Source organism: Streptomyces sp. NBC_01390, from assembly GCF_045040105.1.
Taxonomy (GTDB): domain Bacteria; phylum Actinomycetota; class Actinomycetes; order Streptomycetales; family Streptomycetaceae; genus Streptomyces.
This window is the reverse complement of the sequence record NZ_CP109551.1, coordinates 2,003,751-2,020,613: the sequence shown is the minus strand read 5'-3', so window position 1 is coordinate 2,020,613 and position 16,863 is coordinate 2,003,751. Positions and strand designations below refer to the sequence as shown.

The following is a 16,863-nucleotide window of genomic DNA, read 5'->3' as shown; positions in this document are numbered from 1 at the left end:
GAATCAGGTCATCAATGAGGGTTTTCAGCGGTGCCGCTCCAGAGTGAGGACAGCCTTGGTGATTGACGTCATGCGGTTCGGGCTGCAGCGAGCGCGACGGAAGATTCGCCAGGATTTCAGACGGGCGACTGCTCGTTCGACGGGTACGCGAGCGGCGGACAAGGCCCGGTTGACCGTCTGCTCGGTCGTGGTGAGTTCGCCTTGGGGCGGCCGGCGTTTGGGGGTGGTGACCCACTCGCCTGCGCCGATGTAGGCCATGTCGGCGAGCACGGGGACGCCCTGACGTTCACAGATCCTGGTGATCTTGTGGGTGCGGGCGGCGGTCAGGTCGTGTGTGCGGCCGGGCAGGGCGGGTGAGAGCCATAGCGTGCGACCGGCCGGCGTTGACTTCTTCCCTGCGGACTTCTTGGCCGGCTGCTTCTTCGCCGTCTTCTTGCCTTCGACCTTCGTCTTCGGCAACTCGTGGACGTCGGCGGAGGGCGTATGCCGCCGCGTCCGAAGCTAATGCGATAGGCGTCCGCCCAGGTCGGGCTCTGGGCGATGCCCTCTGAACGGAAAATAGAGGATTCACCGGGCATGCAGGAGCTTCCGTTCGGTGTCTACCGAGGGGATGGTCCGGAGCGGGTGGGGGTGTTCACGCAGGCGCTTCGACGGGGGCGATGGTGACGGTGTGTCCGAGTGCTTCGAGTTGACGGACGAGGTCTCGGGTCTTGCGGATGGGATTGACCAGTCGTTGGTGGTGATTGGGTCCGAGGTCTTCGAAACGGGCGGTCGGGTCGTTGATGAGGTGCCAGACGATGACCAGCATCGATCGGGCCACGGCGATGATGGCCTTCTTGTGACCCCGGTGTTTGACGAGTCTGCGGTAGCGGGCTCCGAGGAAGGTGTCGGTGCGGGCTGCGGCCATGGCGGCCTCGCCGATGACCCCCTTGAGCCAGGGGTTGCCGTGTCCGGTGGGCCCTGAGGTGTTCTTGCTGCCGGACTGGATCGTGCGGGGTGCCAGCTTGGCCCACGAGACCACGTGGCCGGAGGTCGGGAAGATCCGCATGTCCGGGCCGAGTTCGGCCATGATCACCTCGGCGGTGGTCCGGCCGATTCCGGGGATCTCGTCCAGGCGTTCGACCAGGGGTAGCAGGCCGACCTCGCCGGTCTCGCCCGGGGTGCTGCCTGGATGGCCGCCGCCCTCGTCCGCCTGTGGCGAGGAGATCCCGGCAAGCTGGGCGGTGATCCGCTGTGACAGGTCGTCCACTTGGGCGGTGATCCGGTCGACGCTGTCCAGCAGCAGTCGGCATACGTAGGCGTGGTGATCGTTGAATTGCCCGGTCAGCGCCTCCACCAGCGCGTCGTGTTTGGAGACCAGGCGGCCCCTGGCCAGATCGGCCAGCGTCTGCGGACTGCGCTCTCCGCGGATCAGTGCCTCGATGATGGCCCGTCCCGAGACGCCGAAGATGTTGGTCGCCTCTGATGACAGCTTGATCTGCGCGTCCTCAAGGATCTTCTCGGTGCGCTGCTTGTTACGGCTGCGCTCCCCGATGAACACCGTGCGGAGCCGGGTGAGGTCGCGCAGTTCCCGGATCGGCTGGGGCGGCACGAAGGAGGCCCGGAGCATGCCCCGCTCGGCGAGCTTGCACAGCCATACCGCGTCGAGTTTGTCGGTCTTGGGACGGCCTGGGACGTTCTTGACGTCGCGGGCGTTGACCAGCCAGCACTCCAGGCCGCGGGCTTCGAGCAGGTAGAACCACGGTTTCCAGTAGCTGCCGGTCGCTTCCATGATCACCCGGGTGACGCCCTGGCAGAGCAGGTGGTCGCCCAGTGCCAGGATGGCGTTGGTGGTGGCGCCGACGTTCCACACCCGCTGGGTGCGGCGCCCCTCGATCCGTTCGTGCGGCAGGCGCATGCACAGCATCCCGGAGGCCTTGGCCACATCGATCGCGGCGACCCGTTCCACGAGCTCCGTCTCCTGGTCGACGGCTTCGGCGTCGTCCATCCGCGTCCCCTCCAACGTGCGGGCCGGCAAAGGCGGCGCCCGCCCGCAGGGCCGTGAGGGGAAGCGAGAATCTGAACGGCGCGCTCGAAGCGGCAGTGCGTGACCCCTCCGGCCGGCCCCGGCGCCAGACTCTGTCCCGGGCTCAAGGTCCCAAAGAGGGAGCGACGTCGACGGGCGGCCACCGCAACCCATTTTCACGCCTGCGAGGCGTCCCGGGAAGGGATATGGGGGATTAGAGGACATGGGGTCGGCCTTGCCGCGCATTAAGTGGCGCGCGTCGAGCTGTGGTGAGATCACATGCCCCAGCGATGCATGATCTCTGCGCCGAGTTGACGCTGCGCTGCAAACTCTCGGAGTTCATCGCGTACTTCCACACCGTGTACGTGGTCGATGGACGTGAGCACGCGCAGCGTGAACCATGAGGCCTCTGTAGCGTGCTCCAGCGCGTCGCGGACGACCTCCATGCTGTCCCGGACCGTTTGCGCCTCGGCGGCGAGCCAGCGGAGCCCGAGGTCATCGTGCGTCTGGCGAGGCTCTGCCTCTTGTGCGAGCTCGTTGGTGCGCTGATCACGCATCACGAGTCCGCGCAGGTTGAACCGGGCGTATCGGGTGACCGCTGCCAGCGAGAGGTGTCGCAGTATCGTCTCGTCGAGCGGGCCGCCCATGCTCTGTCGCCAGTGCGCGAACCATTGCCACTCGCTGGGCGCCAGCCAACCTAGTTCATCCTCAACGATGTCTTCGTAGACCAACCCTTCGAGCGCCCCCTGATCGGCTGCGATGGCGTCGCGAAGATCCTGCGAGTAGCCCTCGTCCACGACTGCGCGGCGGATCAGTTCAGCGGAAATCCCGATCAGACTCACGACTGCACCCGCACAAACGTCTTCGTCTGATACGCGTTGCGCACCACGAGCGGTGATAGTGGCGTGGGCGGCCCACCGCTGAGCCTGAACTGAGGGGTGTGCGTGAGGGCAGGCGTGTCCGGCATGAACTCCTCCTCGACGAGGATCGTCAGCGAGACGTCCACAAAGCGGGTCGAGTAGTCCTCACTCGACAGCTTCCGTGGGCTCTCCCAGTCGCTGACGGCCATCCATGTGTGCCGCCGATTGGTATACCAACTACCGGCGTCCTTCTCGTCGGGATGGAACAGGACAACATCGATCTCGAAGGCCTCACGGAACTGGTTCCGGAACTCATGAAGCCAGTAGTTGGAGTGAACCGTGACGACGGCCTCGCGATAAGTAGGCCGGGTGTGGAGCCATTGGAGGTACAGCTCCTCCTTATCCGGATCGCGCGCGTCAAAGACCTTCCAACCAGTGGGGTCGAACCGCGACACGACGCCGACGCGGCCGTAGATGGCGGTCGACAACGGATCTTGCACCCCGGTGACGTAGACGCCGCGACCCCACGTGAAGTTGCCTCTTCCGATGAACAGCCCCTCGTTGGGGTTCCGGTAGGTGGTCGCGTAGCGCGCTGGGACGTACTTCACCGCCAGCGGAAGACCTCCGGCTGTCTCGCGGTTGTCTTCGACGAACTGGACCCATTCGGGCTCCGACGCTTGGATCGCGTCGGTGATCGCCTGACTCAAATCAGGCGGCGTCACCGCCGCGCCTCCGCTCACGCCTGGCCCCCGCGCGCGATGATCCTCTGCCGCCATACCCGGTCTTGGGTCGCACCTTGAGGCAGCGGGCACCGCAGCGGTGTCGCACGCATCGGATCGCTTCTAGGCGAGCCGAGATGTGGGTCGAGGCAGAACGCCGGAAGCAGCAGGGTCGAACGGCGGCCAGGACTGACCAGAGTGCCGGCCCCCGCGGTCGTCGCAAATGTCTGGCGACCGGTGAAAGACATCTGCTCGAAGATCTGGCCGGCTGGCATCCACACCGGCGGATCTGCCTCGGATGCCGTCAGCTCGACTATCAGCCAGAAGTCGGCGCGGTCACGGTCACGCGTCTCCCAAAGCTGCGAGACGGCATCCGGCTCCGAGAACTCCGAGAACCGTTTCGGCGACGGTGCATCGTCACTGGAGGCGAGGCCGAGCACGGCGCACCGCACGGTCGACGTAACGATCGACCACGAGTCTCGATCGACGCGTTCGAGGCCAAGAGCCGCAGGATTGCGGAGCTCGAGCCGACGATCCTCCATCCTCGAACTGGCCGCGCCTACTCCCGACATGGCCAACAACGCCGAGCTCCCGCCCAGGCGATCCGCCGCAAACACGCCGAATAGCTCGTTGTCCGGACGGATTTCGTGTGGATCGATGAGCGTCGATGCAGGCTCATCGCTGTCGATCAGCTGGCCGAATTTCTTACCCGAGACCGAGCGATTTGGGAAGGACTCAGCCGGGGGCTCGAGCATGACCTGCTGCTCGTGGCTCGCGATGCGCATCCATCCGTGGTAAATGAGGGCAGAGAGGATTTCCTCCTCCGTGCTGTCCACGAGGAGTCCTCTGTGTGCGGCATGTACAAGCTGCCATGCATCGCTCCGGGACTCGCTAGTTACCGCAGCGCCAGTCACCTTGCCGACCCGTAGATCGATTGCGAGACGCGCCCACGTCTCAGACCCGAGCTCACGCACTACGAACACGTCAGCGAGGTCGGCAACGCTGGTACGTTCGGCGTCCTGTCGGACCGCCACCACAAGCACGGCCATGCGCGCAGCCTCCTATCGGGGCGCACCAGCCACTGTGTGCTGAAATCCGCAGATCCACGCTATGGGCATGACGGTGAGGCCGCATCTCGAAGTCTGTGCCGTTCACGGACGAGGTGCGGTAGGCAGACACTGGTATCGCTGCCCAGGCAGAGAGCGGCTGCCATGCAACGCCCACGGCGGTGCACGATTCGACTCGCTTGCGAGTTAGTTCGGAGAAGGTATGTGAGGCTCCTCAGGCGCCTACGGCAGTCACCAATGGGGTCCTGGGGGCTCAGTCGTCGGTCTTGGGAGGGAACTTTTCTTTCACTCTCACGTCGATCAGCGCGTGTGTGAGTCGGTAGAAGCTGGGGTCTCCGTCGACCAGGAGGGTGTACGTGATTGCCTCTCCTGCCCCCAGGCGGCCGGGGCGGATGGTCATTCCGTCGTTGTCCCAGCTGCCGGGGCGCAGGCCCAGGGCGCCGGGCGGCTCCGCCGCCATCGAGACCAGCTCCACGACTGGCAGGCCAAGGACGATGTGCAAGGGATCGCCCTGGTCGAACTGGGCGCTGGAGATGTCGCGGCGGCCGGTGTTCTCCAGGCGCAGGCTCACCACGGCCGCCTCTTCCACGATGTCTTCGGCGCCGACACACCGCGCCCGGACCGGGAAGCCCACATGATGCTGGTGGCACTCGGACTCGCCGTGTACGAGAGCTCCTTCCAGGCCGGACCGGGCACCCGCATGGCGGTGCTGCCCCTGACCGCACCGATGCACTGGCTGCGCCCAGGACCGGACGCGGCCGACCGCCGCCGGCAGCTTCGTGCCGTACGGCCCTTGGGCGACCCCGACTTCGGTGGGCGGCTGCGCCTGACCGACCTCGTCCGCTTGGAGGACTGGGACCGCTGGTGCGAGGGGGCCTTCGCGGTGCTCGCGGTTCACCTCAAGGCGGCGCGCGCTCAGGCTGTCCAGGAGCACGGTGGTGAGCTCAACCCGCCGGAGCGAGCCCGCCTGACCGACCGCAGGCCCGCTCTCTACATCGGCGAGGACACCTACCACTGGTACAGCGAGCCCGCCCGGGTCCACTAGCCTCCGAGGCCCGTGCCGCCACCACGCTTTACTGCGGTGGCGGAAAGACCGCGGGCCCACCACCGGCGACCTCGACCCGCACGCTGAGCCGCTCGCCGAGGTCGTCGGTCAGTCGGGCCGCGACCGTGTGGTGGACCCACCCGGCGAGGCCCGCGAGGTTTTTCAGATCGCCGGAGCCGATCCGTTCCAGTTCTCGGAACTGCAGGTCGCGCTCCATCTCGCCAACCACAGTCTTCAACACGGCAGCCTGCTCGTCGGTCAGCAGGCGCAGCGGGGCTGTGAGTTCCACCGTGATGCCGTAGGCGTGGCCGCGGTCGGGAGAGCAGACGTGTCCGGGCGGGGCGTCGCCGGACGCGTGGTGGTACAGGTACGCCGTGATGGTGTGGCTGCTGGTCAGCATGGAAGCCCGGTCCAGATCGGCCGTCTGCTCCAGAAGGTGGTGGACGAAGTGCAGCCGGGCCGGATCCACCCAGCTGCCGTCCGTGAGGCGGATGTCCAGGCCAGGCAACGCGAATTGGGCCATCGCCACTGTCCCCTGGCAGTCGCGGCACCCGTCCCGGCCGGCCAGCGCGACCATCGGGTGGAGCTTCACGAGGTGCTCGTAGAGGGCCAGCTCGTCCGCCCGAAGTCCGCTGCGGTCATCGGCGATTCCGTGCTGCCACCACGCCTCCACGATCCGACGGCACTCGGGGCAGGCTGCTATCTCGGAGGCCACAGTCACCAGCGAACTCTATCGACCCTTCCGCCTCCCTGATCCGGTCAACTTCCCGCGCCCGACGTGATACTGACTCCCGGCTCAAGGTGGCGCCTGCGCCGAGCGGCCCCGGTCGGCCGAAAGCCCAGCGCCCCCCATGCCGACTCCTCCGCGCGACTACCTGAACATGTTCGTCCTGGCGATCCAGAGTCACGTTCCGGCCGATGCCGTCGCGGGGCCGGCCCCAACCGAAGTCCCGCGTGCCGTCTCAGGAGCCCAGTACCGGTAGTGCCGAAACCGTCCGGATGACATCAAAGGTGCGGGAGAATCCCGGCTGACCAGACCGGGCGGGGAAGGGACACAAACAGCGGTGCGACCCAGCGAGCAGATGCGCGATCTCGGGATCGTCCAGTACGGCGCGCCGATCCTGGCCGAGCCCGCCCGGACACTCCGGCTGCCGACCGAGCGGGCCAAGGCCGACGCCATCGTGGACCATCTCTTCGCCGCTATGGCACGGCTCACTGCTGCTCACGACTTCTCCGGCAAGGGCCTGGGCCTTGCCGCCCCGCAGGTCGGCATCAACCGCGCGGCGGCCGTCGTCAGGCCGCCTGGCGCCGACCCGATCGTGCTGCTCAACCCCCGGATCACCGAGACCTCCCAGGCGACCGACGAACGGTACGAGGGCTGCTTGTCGCTCTTCGACGTGCGGGCCCTCGTCCCCAGGCCGCTCCAGATCACGGTCGAGACCACGACGTTGGAGGGCACCACGGTGACGACGGCCTACGAGCACGGCACGGCCCGGCTGGTCGCCCACGAGATCGACCACCTCGACGGAGTCCTCCTGCTCGACCGGATGCGGCCCGGCGTCCGCCCCATCCCCGTCGAGCAGTACCGCACCAGCTCTGAGGCCACCGGCCGGCCCTGGACGTACGAGTAAGGGAGCAGTGAAAAGGTCATGGGAAGGCACAGGCGCCCTGGACTGCCGGCACAGCCGTCCCGCGTGCTCCCGCGCACGGACTTCGCCGGTCCGCCCGTCCCCTACGAACGACGGCGTCGCGTTCCTTTGGACATCGGCCGCCGCCACCGGCGGACCGGTGCGGCAGCCCATCCGCGTCCCGCCCTCCCGGCGCGCGAGCCCGGGTGAACACCATGGAGGCCCGAGTGGGTGCTGGACGTGAGTGAAGGTCGTTTCTGTGGAGGTGCGCAGGTGGATGCAGGGGATGACGTCGAGGTGCCCCTCACCGGGGGGCGGATCACGCACGGCGTCGTACGGGTCGGCGACACGGTCCGCCGGCCCGCCTCGGTCTCGTCGCCGTTCGTGGCAAGGCTGCTGCGTCACCTTGAGCAGCGCGGATTTGCCGGTGCGCCCCGCTACCTGGGTGTCGACGAGGCCGGACGTGACACGTTCAGCTACCTCCCCGGCCAGGTGCCGGCCAGGTTCCAACGGTGGAACGACGCCCAGGTGAGCGCGGCAGGCGCCCTGCTCCGCTCATTGCACGACGCAACCCGGGGCAGCAGCCTGGCAGGACCGTCCCCGGTCGTCTGCCACCATGATCCGGGGCCCAACAACGTCGTGTTCCGGGACGACATGCCGGCGGCATTCATCGACTTCGACTCCGCCGCCCCCGGAGACCCTCTCGAAGACGTCGGTTACGCCATGTGGACCTGCACCTCCGGCAAGACCACAGCGCCACCGGTGTCCGAACAGGCCGCCCAGGTGCGGGTGATGGCCGATGGGTACGGACTCGGTGCCCACGAGCGCAGCGCACTCGTCGACGCGATCCTGGAGCGGCAGAGCCGCAACGCCCGGTTCTGGGCCGAGCGGGTTCCCGGGCCCGGCGAGCTGGACCCCGGCCAAGCCGTGATCGCCGCGCGCGTCGAGTGGAGCCGTGAGGTTCCCGACTTGTATTGGTCGTAGCGGAGCGCGGTCGGGTTGGCCGCTCGTAGCGTTCCGTAGGACGCTGGGTCGGATGGCTCGTGAGGTTCCTGCCGCCCGTTGGGGCTGGCCCGCTCGGGGTGTGCCGCCGGCCTGGCGTCCGGCCACGGTCTGACTCAACAGAGGCGTGTCCCGGCAGCGGTTCCGGAAGTCGGCGTGTCGGCCGTGGTCGTCCTGTCGTCCGGCCGCGAGGAGCGAACTCCCGTGATACTGCTCGGTGTTGACCCGCACAAGTCCACTCACACCGCCACCGCCGTCGACCCTGTCTCGAATCAGCAGGCCAGTTCGCTGAGGATCGAGGCGAGCCTGGCGGACTACCGGCGGCTCTTGGCCTGGGGCCGCCGCCGACTCCATCTCCTGCTGGAGTTCCACACAGGCCCGGTTCAGCGTGGCCAGCGTTCCCCACTCATCCGGGCTGACCGTCCCCAGATCCTGCAGCTCGGGAAACCGCGCTCTCACATCCGTCCCCTCCCACTCGTGTGTTCGACATCGCAGGCTACCCGCGCCGCAGGCCCGGACGGCCGGCGAACTGCTCGCGCGCGCCGCGGAGTTCGCCGGATCCTGTACGCGGTCGGTGCCGGGGGACTATGCGGACGTGGCCGCGCGAGGTCTGTGCCAGCGGCTTCGCCGCGGACGGGCGGCGGACAGCGCTTGCCGGCACGCCTCCTCCAGTGCGGCGAACACCGCCTCGGGGTGCTGCGTCGGCATCCGGGCGTGTGACCCACCAGTCGGCATTTCGCCTTCACCGCGATCCGCCGGGTTACGTACGGACAGCGCCATCCGGTGTTGGCTGGCAACCAGGTGGAGGTATCGCGCGTCCGCGTTGTCGCGGATGGCAGTCACCTATGCCGACGGACCATCATCAGCTCGTTGGGGAACTGGTCGGCGAAGTGCAGGAGCCGTTCCAGGATTACTGGGAATACTGCGGATACGACGCATGCGTACCGTCACGAAATGGCAGGGAGGGGGCGGTGTCCGTGGCTGCGGCCACAGGTTCGGACTCGACGCTCAAACGAGCCCGACTCGCACTGAACATGACGTTGGAAGAGGCAGCGGACGCGTTGAACGCGATCACCGGCGGAGCTGCGGACGCGAGCTTGATGAGCGCGTGGGAGTCCGGGCGGCGGCGGACCGGCAAGCGGAACCGTGCGGGCTTGTGCCAGGTGTATCGGGAGCGCCCGGAGGCGCTGTTCGCCCATCAGGACGGGGCGGCTGCCAGCGTGCTGGAGACCTCTGGAACGGCCGTGGTGGTCAAGGTACTGACCCGCTGGACTGACTTGGTAGCGGCGATGGCTGACGTTGCCGCCGGGGCACGCGAGCAACTGGTCGTCACCGGGTCCAGGTCGCGGGAGAAGGCCTATCTGGCGGCGATCGAGACTGCCGTGGCCCAGCACCCGGACCTGGTCCACTACCGCGTGTTATACGGGCCGCCCAGACACGGGGCGCTCGCCGATCACCTGTTGCGGCTGCTGGAGTTGCGTGATCCGTTGGCCCGCCGTAACGGCGTCAAGACGCTCCACATCGGGCTGGTGGAGCCGACCGAGGCGTTGGAACGGTTCTTCGTCGCCTCGGAGTCCGCGGCGGTGGTGCCGCTGCCGTCTTTTCACGGGGCGGACGGGTTCGACTGCGGAGTCCTGCTCAGCCGGGAGGCGGCGGTGGGCCTGGTCCACCATGGACGTGAGGCGTGCGCGTCCGCGCGGCCGGTGGAGACGATCGAGGCTGTGCGGGCGCTGCCGGTACGGCACAACTGAGTGGTGGGGAGAGGCGTGAGCGAGAATCTTCAGCAGCCCGACAAGGCCCGTGTCGTGTCCGTCGTCGAGTTGGCCCAGGAACTGATCCGGCGGCCGAGCCGAGCCGGGATCGATGATTATGGGCCGGTCCTTGGTGTGCTGGAGGACTGGCTTACCACCCGGGGTCTTCCGCACCGGCGCCTGCACGGTGATTCGAATGCCCTGGTGGGGTTGTTGGTTGAAATCCCCGGGGGACGGCCGGGGAAGTGGTGGACGCTGGATGCCTGTGTGGACACGGCTCCCTACGGCGACGAGTCCGCATGGTCGTTCCCGCCGGCTTCCGGTGACATCGAGGCTGGATGGCTGCTGGGACGAGGGGCGGCTGATTCCAAGCTCGCCGCGGCGATGTTCTGTCACATCGCCGAGGACCTCGCCCCCCGGGTCTCGCAGCTGAGCGGCGGGCTCGCTGTGCTCCTGGACGTCGACGAGCACACGGGCAACTTCGGCGGCGCGCGGGCCTGCCTCGCCGACGGGGCCGCGGTCCGCCCGGCCGGGGTGATGATCGGGTACCCCGGTATGGAGGAGGTGGTCGTCGGCGGGCGGGGCCTGTGGCGGGCAGTCCTCACCGTGCACGCTCCCTCCGGGCATTCCGGATCCAGCAGGACCGTGGTAGGTGCGATCTCCCGCGCCGCGCACCTGGTCCGTCTGCTCGATGCAGCCGAACTCCCTGGAGCGGAGGACGGCGCGGAGTTCCTGCTTCCGCCGAAGCTGTCGGTCACCGCCTGCCACGGCGGTCAGGGGTTCTCCGTCACGCCCGACCGGTGCGACCTGAACGTGGACGTACGCACGACGCCCGGATTCGATGCCCACGATGCCGAGACTCTCGTCCGCAAGGCAATCGCCGAGCTCGATGCCGAGTTGCCCGTCCAGAGTCCGACCGAGATCAGCCTGGTGGCCACGTGGCCCCCGTTCCAGCTCACCGACACCGAGCAGCCCGGGGCGGCCCTGCTGAACGCGGCAGCCGAAGCGGGACTCACGGTCCGGCCGAAGACCGCGGGGCCCTCGAACATCGGCAATCTGCTGGCCGGAGAGGGTATCCCGGCAACCGCCGGCTTCGGAGTGCCGTACGAAGGGCTGCACGGCATCGACGAACGAGCCCACCTCGCCGAACTTCCCACGGTGTATGCCGTCTACCAGCGGGCGGTGCTCGGCCTGCTCGGCGGCTGAGGTCCCAGTCGCGTCCCAGGTTTTTCCCAGATCCGCTCCCAGTAAGTGCCCAACTCCGTCTCTGGGAAAGGGACTTCGACGGCGGTGACATAGAGACAGCACCACCTCCATATCCACCGAGAGCGGTCAGGCCGGTCACACGTCGGCCTGACCGCTCAGGCCGTTGGATGGCGGCCGACGTACGGAGGGGTCTCCTTGTCCTTGGTCCATGACACCCGGCCGAGCGCGACGATCGCGCGCCTTCTGCTCGGCGACCAGCTGCACCAGCTACGCGCCGCGCGTCGCCTGACGCTCCAGACGGTGGCCGGGGCAACCTACTTGAGCGTGTCGAAGCTGTCGCGGATCGAGTGCGGCCGCCACCGGGCAGCCCCGGCGGACATTCAGCGGCTGATCGACCTTTATGAAACTCCTGGCGCCCTGCGCGGCCAGTTACTGAAGTGGGCCGCTCGGGCACAGGGCCGCAGCGTCTACCACTCGTTCGGCGACGTCACCGATGCCGCCCTTCGCGACTACCTCGACGTGGAACCCTGGGCGTTGAGCGCGGTGTACGCGCCGAGCGTGATCCCGGCGGTGCTGCAGACCCGCCGGTACGCGCGCGAACTGCTCGCTGAGATGAGTCAGGCGGAGGGAGAGCGGCGCCTGTGGCTGCTGGCCCTGCGCCAGCAGCACTTTGCCCGGCGCGGCGGCCCGCCCGTACGCGTCCTGCTGGGCGAGGGGGCCCTCACCAGCCGGATCGGCGGTCCCGAGGTGATGCGTGAGCAGGCAGCGCGGTTACGGGAGGCCGACGGCCTGGGAGTGGAAATCCGCGTGCTGCCCTTGCCAGTGACTGCCCTGATCGCTCCCGCCGGCGCGTTCGCGCTCGCCGTCCTCGACGAGGCCGGCCTCACCATGGCCGCCACGGAGGACGGCGCCGGGAGCCCGCGGCTCGTCCCGGACCGCGACGGTCGGGCCACGGCCCGGTTCGCACGGCTGTGGCACGCGGCCGCCGCCAGAGCCATCGGACTTGCTGCGTAGCAGGCCATCCGCGCGGCGGGCGGACCTCATGCCGAGTCTGCGGTGAGGACGGTGCGGTGCTCGCCGAGGTGTACGGGGGCGATCTGCCAGGCCAACCAACCCGGTACGAGTACGAGCGTGCCGGGGACGGTGGGCACGGTGATCGGCCGGCCCCAGGGAAGGCCGGGCAGGGCGACGTTGGCGGCGCCGGCCCGCGGGTCGTGGAGGATCACCGCGCCCGATGCCTCGGAGCTGTTCCCGGCGTGCGCGTCGAGGACGACCAGGGCGAACCACGCTCCGGTGCCGTGGCGCAGGGCGGCGTGGAATCCGCCGTCCCACTTCTCGGTCCGCGAGGTCCATGAAAGGTCACGGCCGGGATGTCCGGGCGGCAGGTATCGGGTGAGCGAGTCGGGATCGACGGCGAGTTGGGACACGTCGCCACCGGTGAGCAGGGCGGTGTGCACGGACGTGGACCACAACGTGGTGACGGACATGGACTCTCCTTCGTCGCGGGAGGGGATCAGCTACGGCTGAAGCCGACGTTGAAAGCGACGACCACGCGCTCGGCGTCGCCCTGGTACGGGGTGACCCAGTGCCGCAGCCACGCGGGGAAGGCGACCAGCAGCCCGGGCTCGGGGCGGATCGTGTACAGCGGCGTGCGGTCGGGCTCGCGGGCAGCCGCTGAGGGGCGCGGGTCGACGAACTGCAGGAGCCCGGTGCCTTCCTGCATGTGCCCAGTGGAGACGTAGTAGACGCCGGACCAGGCGGCGTCGTGGTGACTGTGGAGCTGGTGGATGCCGTCGGGACGGTAGACGACAGCCCAGGCCTCGGCGATCATCTCCGCGTCCTGGCCGGACGGGGTACGGCCGGCGCCCACGTGGTCGTTGAGTGCCCAGGCGGCGTCGGTGATCCAGCCGCGGAGATGGTCGATGGCGGGGTGTTCCCAGCGCAGCAGGTCGGAGGAGGTCTTGTCGGCGTTGCGCACGCCGACCGTGGAGGTCGGTGCGGTGCGGGTGCGGTCGAGGACGAGGGCGTGCAGAGCGTCGTTGACGGCCGGGCCGTCGTCGACGGTGCGGGTGTACAGGGGGGTGTGCCAGAAGTCGCCGTTCAACGGCACGGTCGGGGTGGGGGCGGCGAGGGTCACGGGGTGGCCTCCAGGATCCGGTCGGCGAGGGCATGTCCGTCAGCGGTGAAGTAGGGGCGGTTGGCGGTGATGAGGTCGCGGCAGCCCCGGATGTAGGCGGTGAGGTGGGCGAGGCGTCGGTCGCGGACGTGGGTGGGGACGTCGAGGAGCGGCCACAGGCGGGCGAGTCCACTGGTGACGTGGGCGGCGCCGAGGAGCTCGGCGGGGCTTCGGCCGCTGGTGCCGGAGGGCAGCGTGACCCGCTGGGTGCAGCCGGGCTGCTGGAGCGGGGTGAGCTCCTCGCACAGGTAGAGCCACTGGTGAAAGGTCTCGTGCAGGGTCTGCTCGGCGAGGACGGCCGGGTCGTCGAAGGCGGCGTCGGCGAGCAGGACGTGCTGTGGCCAGGCGAAGCAGGAGGCGCTGACGCTGCCGCGGCCGGCCGGCATCGGCAGGTAGGTGAGCGGCAGCGCCCGCAGGAGAGGTGCCCACGGCGGAATGAGGCGGGCGATGAGTTCCACCGTCGTCGGGATGGCCGCGCGCTGCCGGTCGGTGAGGGTGCTGGTGGGCAGGGGGCGGGGCAGGTCGAGGGAGCGGATCCGAAGGGCCTCGCCGGGTTCGAGGACGGCCGCGAGTTCTTCGGGGCTGGGGGAGGGGCGGGGGCCGTCGCGTCGGGCGAGCCGGACGCAGGCCACGGCCGTCAGCAGCTTCTGCGGGGCGTGCTCGTCGTCGAGGAAGGGCCAGCCTCCGCAATGGGCGGGCACGAACGGGACAGTGTCGGTGGCTGTGTCCATGGGCGCTCCGTGAGGTAGTCGCGCAGGTCTCGGGTTTTCACGCGCAGGTCGGGCAGGCGCGGCAGGTGCGCACGGGCCGCGTCGGCCGCGGTGTCTCCGGCGGTGGTACGGATGGCGTCTATGAACGCCGGCTGCGACCGGTCGCCGAACCATCGGCCCGCCAGGAGGCCGATGGCCGCGGCAGCTTGGTCGTGATCGACGAGGCCCGCCCCGACGAGGTGTTCGGCGAACGCGCGCCAGTCGACCAGTGCCTCGCTGATGGGCTGGTAGTCGGGAGCGGGGCCGTGCAGGAGCGCGACCTCGTCATCGGGGGCCTCGGTGGCCAGCAGATGGGCGAAGACCTGCCCATAGCCGGTCATGCCGTGGGGGAGGAGTTCAGCGGCGCGCAGCGCCCCGATCGAGCCGAGTCCCGTGACGGTCCACCCGGCGGCCAGGGCGTCCAGGAGCTCGCGGTGCCCGACCGCGGGGACATCGTCGTAGCGCCCGTCGACCAGGGCGATGTGCCCCGGCGGCTCACGGGTGACCAGCACGTCGATGTGACCGCGGCGGGCCGGTGGCCGCACCCGTACGCCGTCCTGGTGCACCAGCTGTGCGGGCAGGCCGTGAGCGGTGGGCCCGACGAACAGCTCCACCAGGGCATCGACTGGTGGCGGGGTCATCGGTGCTTCCTGGCGTGCTCGGCGAGGCGGCGGCCGAAACGGCGGGTGAGGGGCGTGAAGTGCTCTGCGTGGGCGACCACGACGCGCACCACGTGGAAGGGATCCGCGAGCGGCGCGAAGTCGTGGACGCCGACTGGTCCGAGACCGGCGGCCTCCGTCGTGGCGAGAAGGTGCTCCAGCAGCTCCTGCGGTGACCGGCCGACGAGGGTGGCGTCAGGGGTGGGAAACGAGGCGGTCGGCTCGGGGCGGGCATAGCGTTTGAGCAACTGGGCCCGGCAGCGGGCTCGTTCGCCGGCGGTCATAGCCTGGTAGGTGGCGTAGCTGTCGGTCAGGTCGTGCCGGGAGCCCTGGATGTAGGTGAGGCGGGATTGCGCGGCTTCGGACAGGGCCCGTACGGCGGCGATCTCGGGGACAGGGTGGAAGCCGTAGCCGCCGTTGCAGTACAGGGGGTGGGCTCGGTCCGGGTCGTCGACCAGGCAGGTCATGTAGTGCCCGTCGTACGCGGGAAGCCAGCGCAGCCACACGCCCAGGCCCGCCCGGCGGATCTGGCCATATAGCTGGGAGGGGCCGGGCGGCAGACTGTCCGCGGCGATGAGGCGGGTGGTGTCGGCGACGCTCATCAGCGAGGTGACATCGCGTTCGAGGACCTCGCACAGGCCGTGCAGGACCGCCTCGGAGCGGGTGTTGCCGGAGGCGAGCCCGGTGGTCGTGGAACCGAACCGGCCTCCCGCCACTGAAGGGCAGGGCGTGAGGACGAGTTCGGCCGGGGCGGTGAACTCCCGCTGTCCGTCGGCGGAGGGCACGGTGATCCACGCGAGCGGCTCGTCGACGTCCACGGGCGGATCCAGACGGGGGCACCATGCGCCGAGCTTCACCCCGTCTTCGGCCGCGATGGTCCGCGGCGAGGCCCACCGCAGCGGTGTGGACGGCGCGCAGAACTCGGCGACGGCCTGCTCGACGGCCTCCAGCAGCGCGCCGGCCCGTGCCTCGTGCGGGTATCGGCCCTTGCCGGCGGTCACCACCACGAGCGCGGCGTCCGGGCGCACCGCGCTGAACACGGGGATGCCGACGCGGTCCAGCCACGTGGTCTCGGCGACCCGGGTCACGCCCAGGCGCCGGGCGACCGGCCAGGCCCGCTCACACGTCTCGGCCGCGGCCACTTCACGCACACTGCTGCTGAGCACCACCGTCCCGCTCACCGCGATACCTCCGCGCTGCTCCACGACGGCAGGAAGGGGCGGGGCAGCAGCGGGACTTCGGCGAACCAGGGATGCCCGGCGAGAGGGCTGTGGCCGTCGTCGTCGAGGCCGAGCACGATGATTCCCGTGCCGCTGCGCCGGCCGGTCTGCAGGCACGGCAGCGGGTAGTCGGCCTCCACATGGCCCACGAACATCCGCTCCAGGTCCGGCAGCACGTCGGCGACCAGCTGCGGACCGCAGGATCGGCCGTCGTAGGTGTCGTGGCCGAACCGCGGGTGTCCGATGTCGAAGTCGTCGATGACGGCCACCGCGGTGCGCAGGGTGGTGAGTTCGTCCGCGAGCGGCCAGTCGGGCCCCCAGTGGGCGTCCAGGAACACCAGCGGGCGCTCCAGTCCGGACAGCATCTGGGACAGCAGGCTGGCGGAGTCGCCGCAGTCGACCTTGACGTTGGGGAACGCGGCCAGGCGGCGTCGGGTGAAGGCCGCCCGCCCGGCATCGAGGTCGCAGGTGCGGACGGGCAGGCGGGGGTAGGCGCGGGCGAGGTATTCCGTGGTGTCGCCGAGGTGGCAGCCGCTCTCCACGATCCCGTCGCACCGGTAGAGGCTGATCAGCACGTGGATTTGGAGGGCCGTGGTCACGTCGAATCCGAACGGGCCGCCGCCGCCCGCCAGACGGTCGAGCCCGCCGGCGCGAGGGGTGCGGTAGAAGGCGGTGAGCAGGTGCTGAACTGCCTGCTCATCCGGTAGCAGGGGCCGTTGCGGGGTGCGGGTCGCCGCCATGGGCACGCCTCCGTCTCGCCGGCCGCGCGCGGGCCG

The 16,863-nt window shown here is 69.3% G+C and carries 19 protein-coding genes; 6 read left to right on the top strand and 13 right to left on the bottom strand.

From position 1 onward, the window contains the following. Positions 1-24 precede the first annotated feature (24 nt). From OG241_RS09065 to OG241_RS09040, 6 genes are all read right to left on the bottom strand, one after another. On the bottom strand, positions 25-459 hold the full coding sequence (locus OG241_RS09065) for a transposase family protein (protein WP_405814738.1): 435 nt from the start codon (positions 457-459) through the stop codon (positions 25-27). 175 nt (positions 460-634) lie between these two features. Beyond that, positions 635-1,987 carry an IS110 family transposase gene (locus tag OG241_RS09060; protein WP_405814736.1) on the bottom strand — a complete coding sequence of 451 codons (1,353 nt, stop codon included), beginning with the start codon at positions 1,985-1,987 and terminating at the stop codon, positions 635-637. Between the two features lie 293 nt (positions 1,988-2,280). Further along, a complete protein-coding gene (locus OG241_RS09055) occupies positions 2,281-2,847 on the bottom strand; it encodes a hypothetical protein (RefSeq protein ID WP_405814735.1) in 567 nt (188 codons plus the stop codon). Beyond that, a complete protein-coding gene (locus OG241_RS09050; protein WP_405814734.1) occupies positions 2,844-3,587 on the bottom strand; it encodes a hypothetical protein in 744 nt (247 codons plus the stop codon). Before OG241_RS09050 ends, OG241_RS09055 begins: the two co-directional genes overlap by 4 nt. A 14-nt stretch (positions 3,588-3,601) precedes the next feature. After that, positions 3,602-4,633, bottom strand: coding sequence for a hypothetical protein (locus tag OG241_RS09045; protein ID WP_405814733.1), 1,032 nt, complete (start codon positions 4,631-4,633; stop codon positions 3,602-3,604). A gap of 271 nt (positions 4,634-4,904) precedes the next feature. Continuing rightward, entirely contained in the window at positions 4,905-5,285 is a 381-nt protein-coding gene (locus OG241_RS09040) for a hypothetical protein (protein WP_405814732.1), read from the bottom strand. Here OG241_RS09040 and OG241_RS09035 point away from each other — a divergent pair, their 5' ends adjacent. Continuing rightward, positions 5,286-5,696, top strand: a complete 411-nt coding sequence (locus OG241_RS09035; protein WP_405814731.1) for a hypothetical protein — start codon at positions 5,286-5,288, stop codon at positions 5,694-5,696. 28 nt (positions 5,697-5,724) lie between these two features. Here OG241_RS09035 and OG241_RS09030 read toward each other — a convergent pair whose 3' ends face one another. Continuing rightward, entirely contained in the window at positions 5,725-6,417 is a 693-nt protein-coding gene (locus OG241_RS09030) for a hypothetical protein (RefSeq protein WP_405814730.1), read from the bottom strand. Positions 6,418-6,760: 343 nt separating this feature from the next. Here OG241_RS09030 and OG241_RS09025 point away from each other — a divergent pair, with 343 nt between their 5' ends. The 5 genes from OG241_RS09025 to OG241_RS09005 all read left to right on the top strand — a co-directional run bounded on the left by OG241_RS09025 (position 6,761) and on the right by OG241_RS09005 (position 12,297). Continuing rightward, positions 6,761-7,327 carry a peptide deformylase gene (locus OG241_RS09025; protein WP_405814729.1) on the top strand — a complete coding sequence of 189 codons (567 nt, stop codon included), beginning with the start codon at positions 6,761-6,763 and terminating at the stop codon, positions 7,325-7,327. 270 nt (positions 7,328-7,597) lie between these two features. Beyond that, complete coding sequence (locus tag OG241_RS09020; RefSeq protein ID WP_405814728.1) at positions 7,598-8,308, top strand: phosphotransferase; 711 nt, start codon at positions 7,598-7,600, stop codon at positions 8,306-8,308. Positions 8,309-9,303: 995 nt separating this feature from the next. Next, on the top strand, positions 9,304-10,077 hold the full coding sequence (locus OG241_RS09015; protein ID WP_405814727.1) for an XRE family transcriptional regulator: 774 nt from the start codon (positions 9,304-9,306) through the stop codon (positions 10,075-10,077). Between the two features lie 15 nt (positions 10,078-10,092). Then, positions 10,093-11,283 (top strand): M20 family metallopeptidase, encoded by a 1,191-nt coding sequence (locus tag OG241_RS09010; protein ID WP_405814726.1) that lies wholly within the window; start codon positions 10,093-10,095, stop codon positions 11,281-11,283. A gap of 195 nt (positions 11,284-11,478) precedes the next feature. Then, positions 11,479-12,297 carry a Scr1 family TA system antitoxin-like transcriptional regulator gene (locus OG241_RS09005; protein WP_405814725.1) on the top strand — a complete coding sequence of 273 codons (819 nt, stop codon included), beginning with the start codon at positions 11,479-11,481 and terminating at the stop codon, positions 12,295-12,297. Between the two features lie 26 nt (positions 12,298-12,323). Here the strand turns inward: OG241_RS09005 and OG241_RS09000 are convergent, their stop codons facing one another. From OG241_RS09000 to OG241_RS08975, 6 genes are read right to left on the bottom strand one after another with little or no spacing between them, the layout of a single operon-like run. Then, positions 12,324-12,770 (bottom strand): hypothetical protein, encoded by a 447-nt coding sequence (locus tag OG241_RS09000; RefSeq protein WP_405814724.1) that lies wholly within the window; start codon positions 12,768-12,770, stop codon positions 12,324-12,326. Between the two features lie 26 nt (positions 12,771-12,796). Further along, positions 12,797-13,420, bottom strand: coding sequence for a TIGR02466 family protein (locus tag OG241_RS08995; protein ID WP_405814723.1), 624 nt, complete (start codon positions 13,418-13,420; stop codon positions 12,797-12,799). Beyond that, a complete protein-coding gene (locus OG241_RS08990) occupies positions 13,417-14,190 on the bottom strand; it encodes an aKG-HExxH-type peptide beta-hydroxylase (RefSeq protein ID WP_405814721.1) in 774 nt (257 codons plus the stop codon). The genes OG241_RS08995 and OG241_RS08990 overlap by 4 nt, the downstream gene beginning before the upstream one ends. Next, positions 14,097-14,849 (bottom strand): TfuA-like protein, encoded by a 753-nt coding sequence (locus tag OG241_RS08985; protein WP_405814720.1) that lies wholly within the window; start codon positions 14,847-14,849, stop codon positions 14,097-14,099. The genes OG241_RS08990 and OG241_RS08985 overlap by 94 nt, the downstream gene beginning before the upstream one ends. Then, positions 14,846-16,072 (bottom strand): YcaO-like family protein, encoded by a 1,227-nt coding sequence (locus tag OG241_RS08980; RefSeq protein ID WP_405814719.1) that lies wholly within the window; start codon positions 16,070-16,072, stop codon positions 14,846-14,848. Before OG241_RS08980 ends, OG241_RS08985 begins: the two co-directional genes overlap by 4 nt. After that, positions 16,045-16,827, bottom strand: a complete 783-nt coding sequence (locus OG241_RS08975) for a hypothetical protein (protein WP_405814718.1) — start codon at positions 16,825-16,827, stop codon at positions 16,045-16,047. Before OG241_RS08975 ends, OG241_RS08980 begins: the two co-directional genes overlap by 28 nt. Positions 16,828-16,863: the final 36 nt, after the last annotated feature.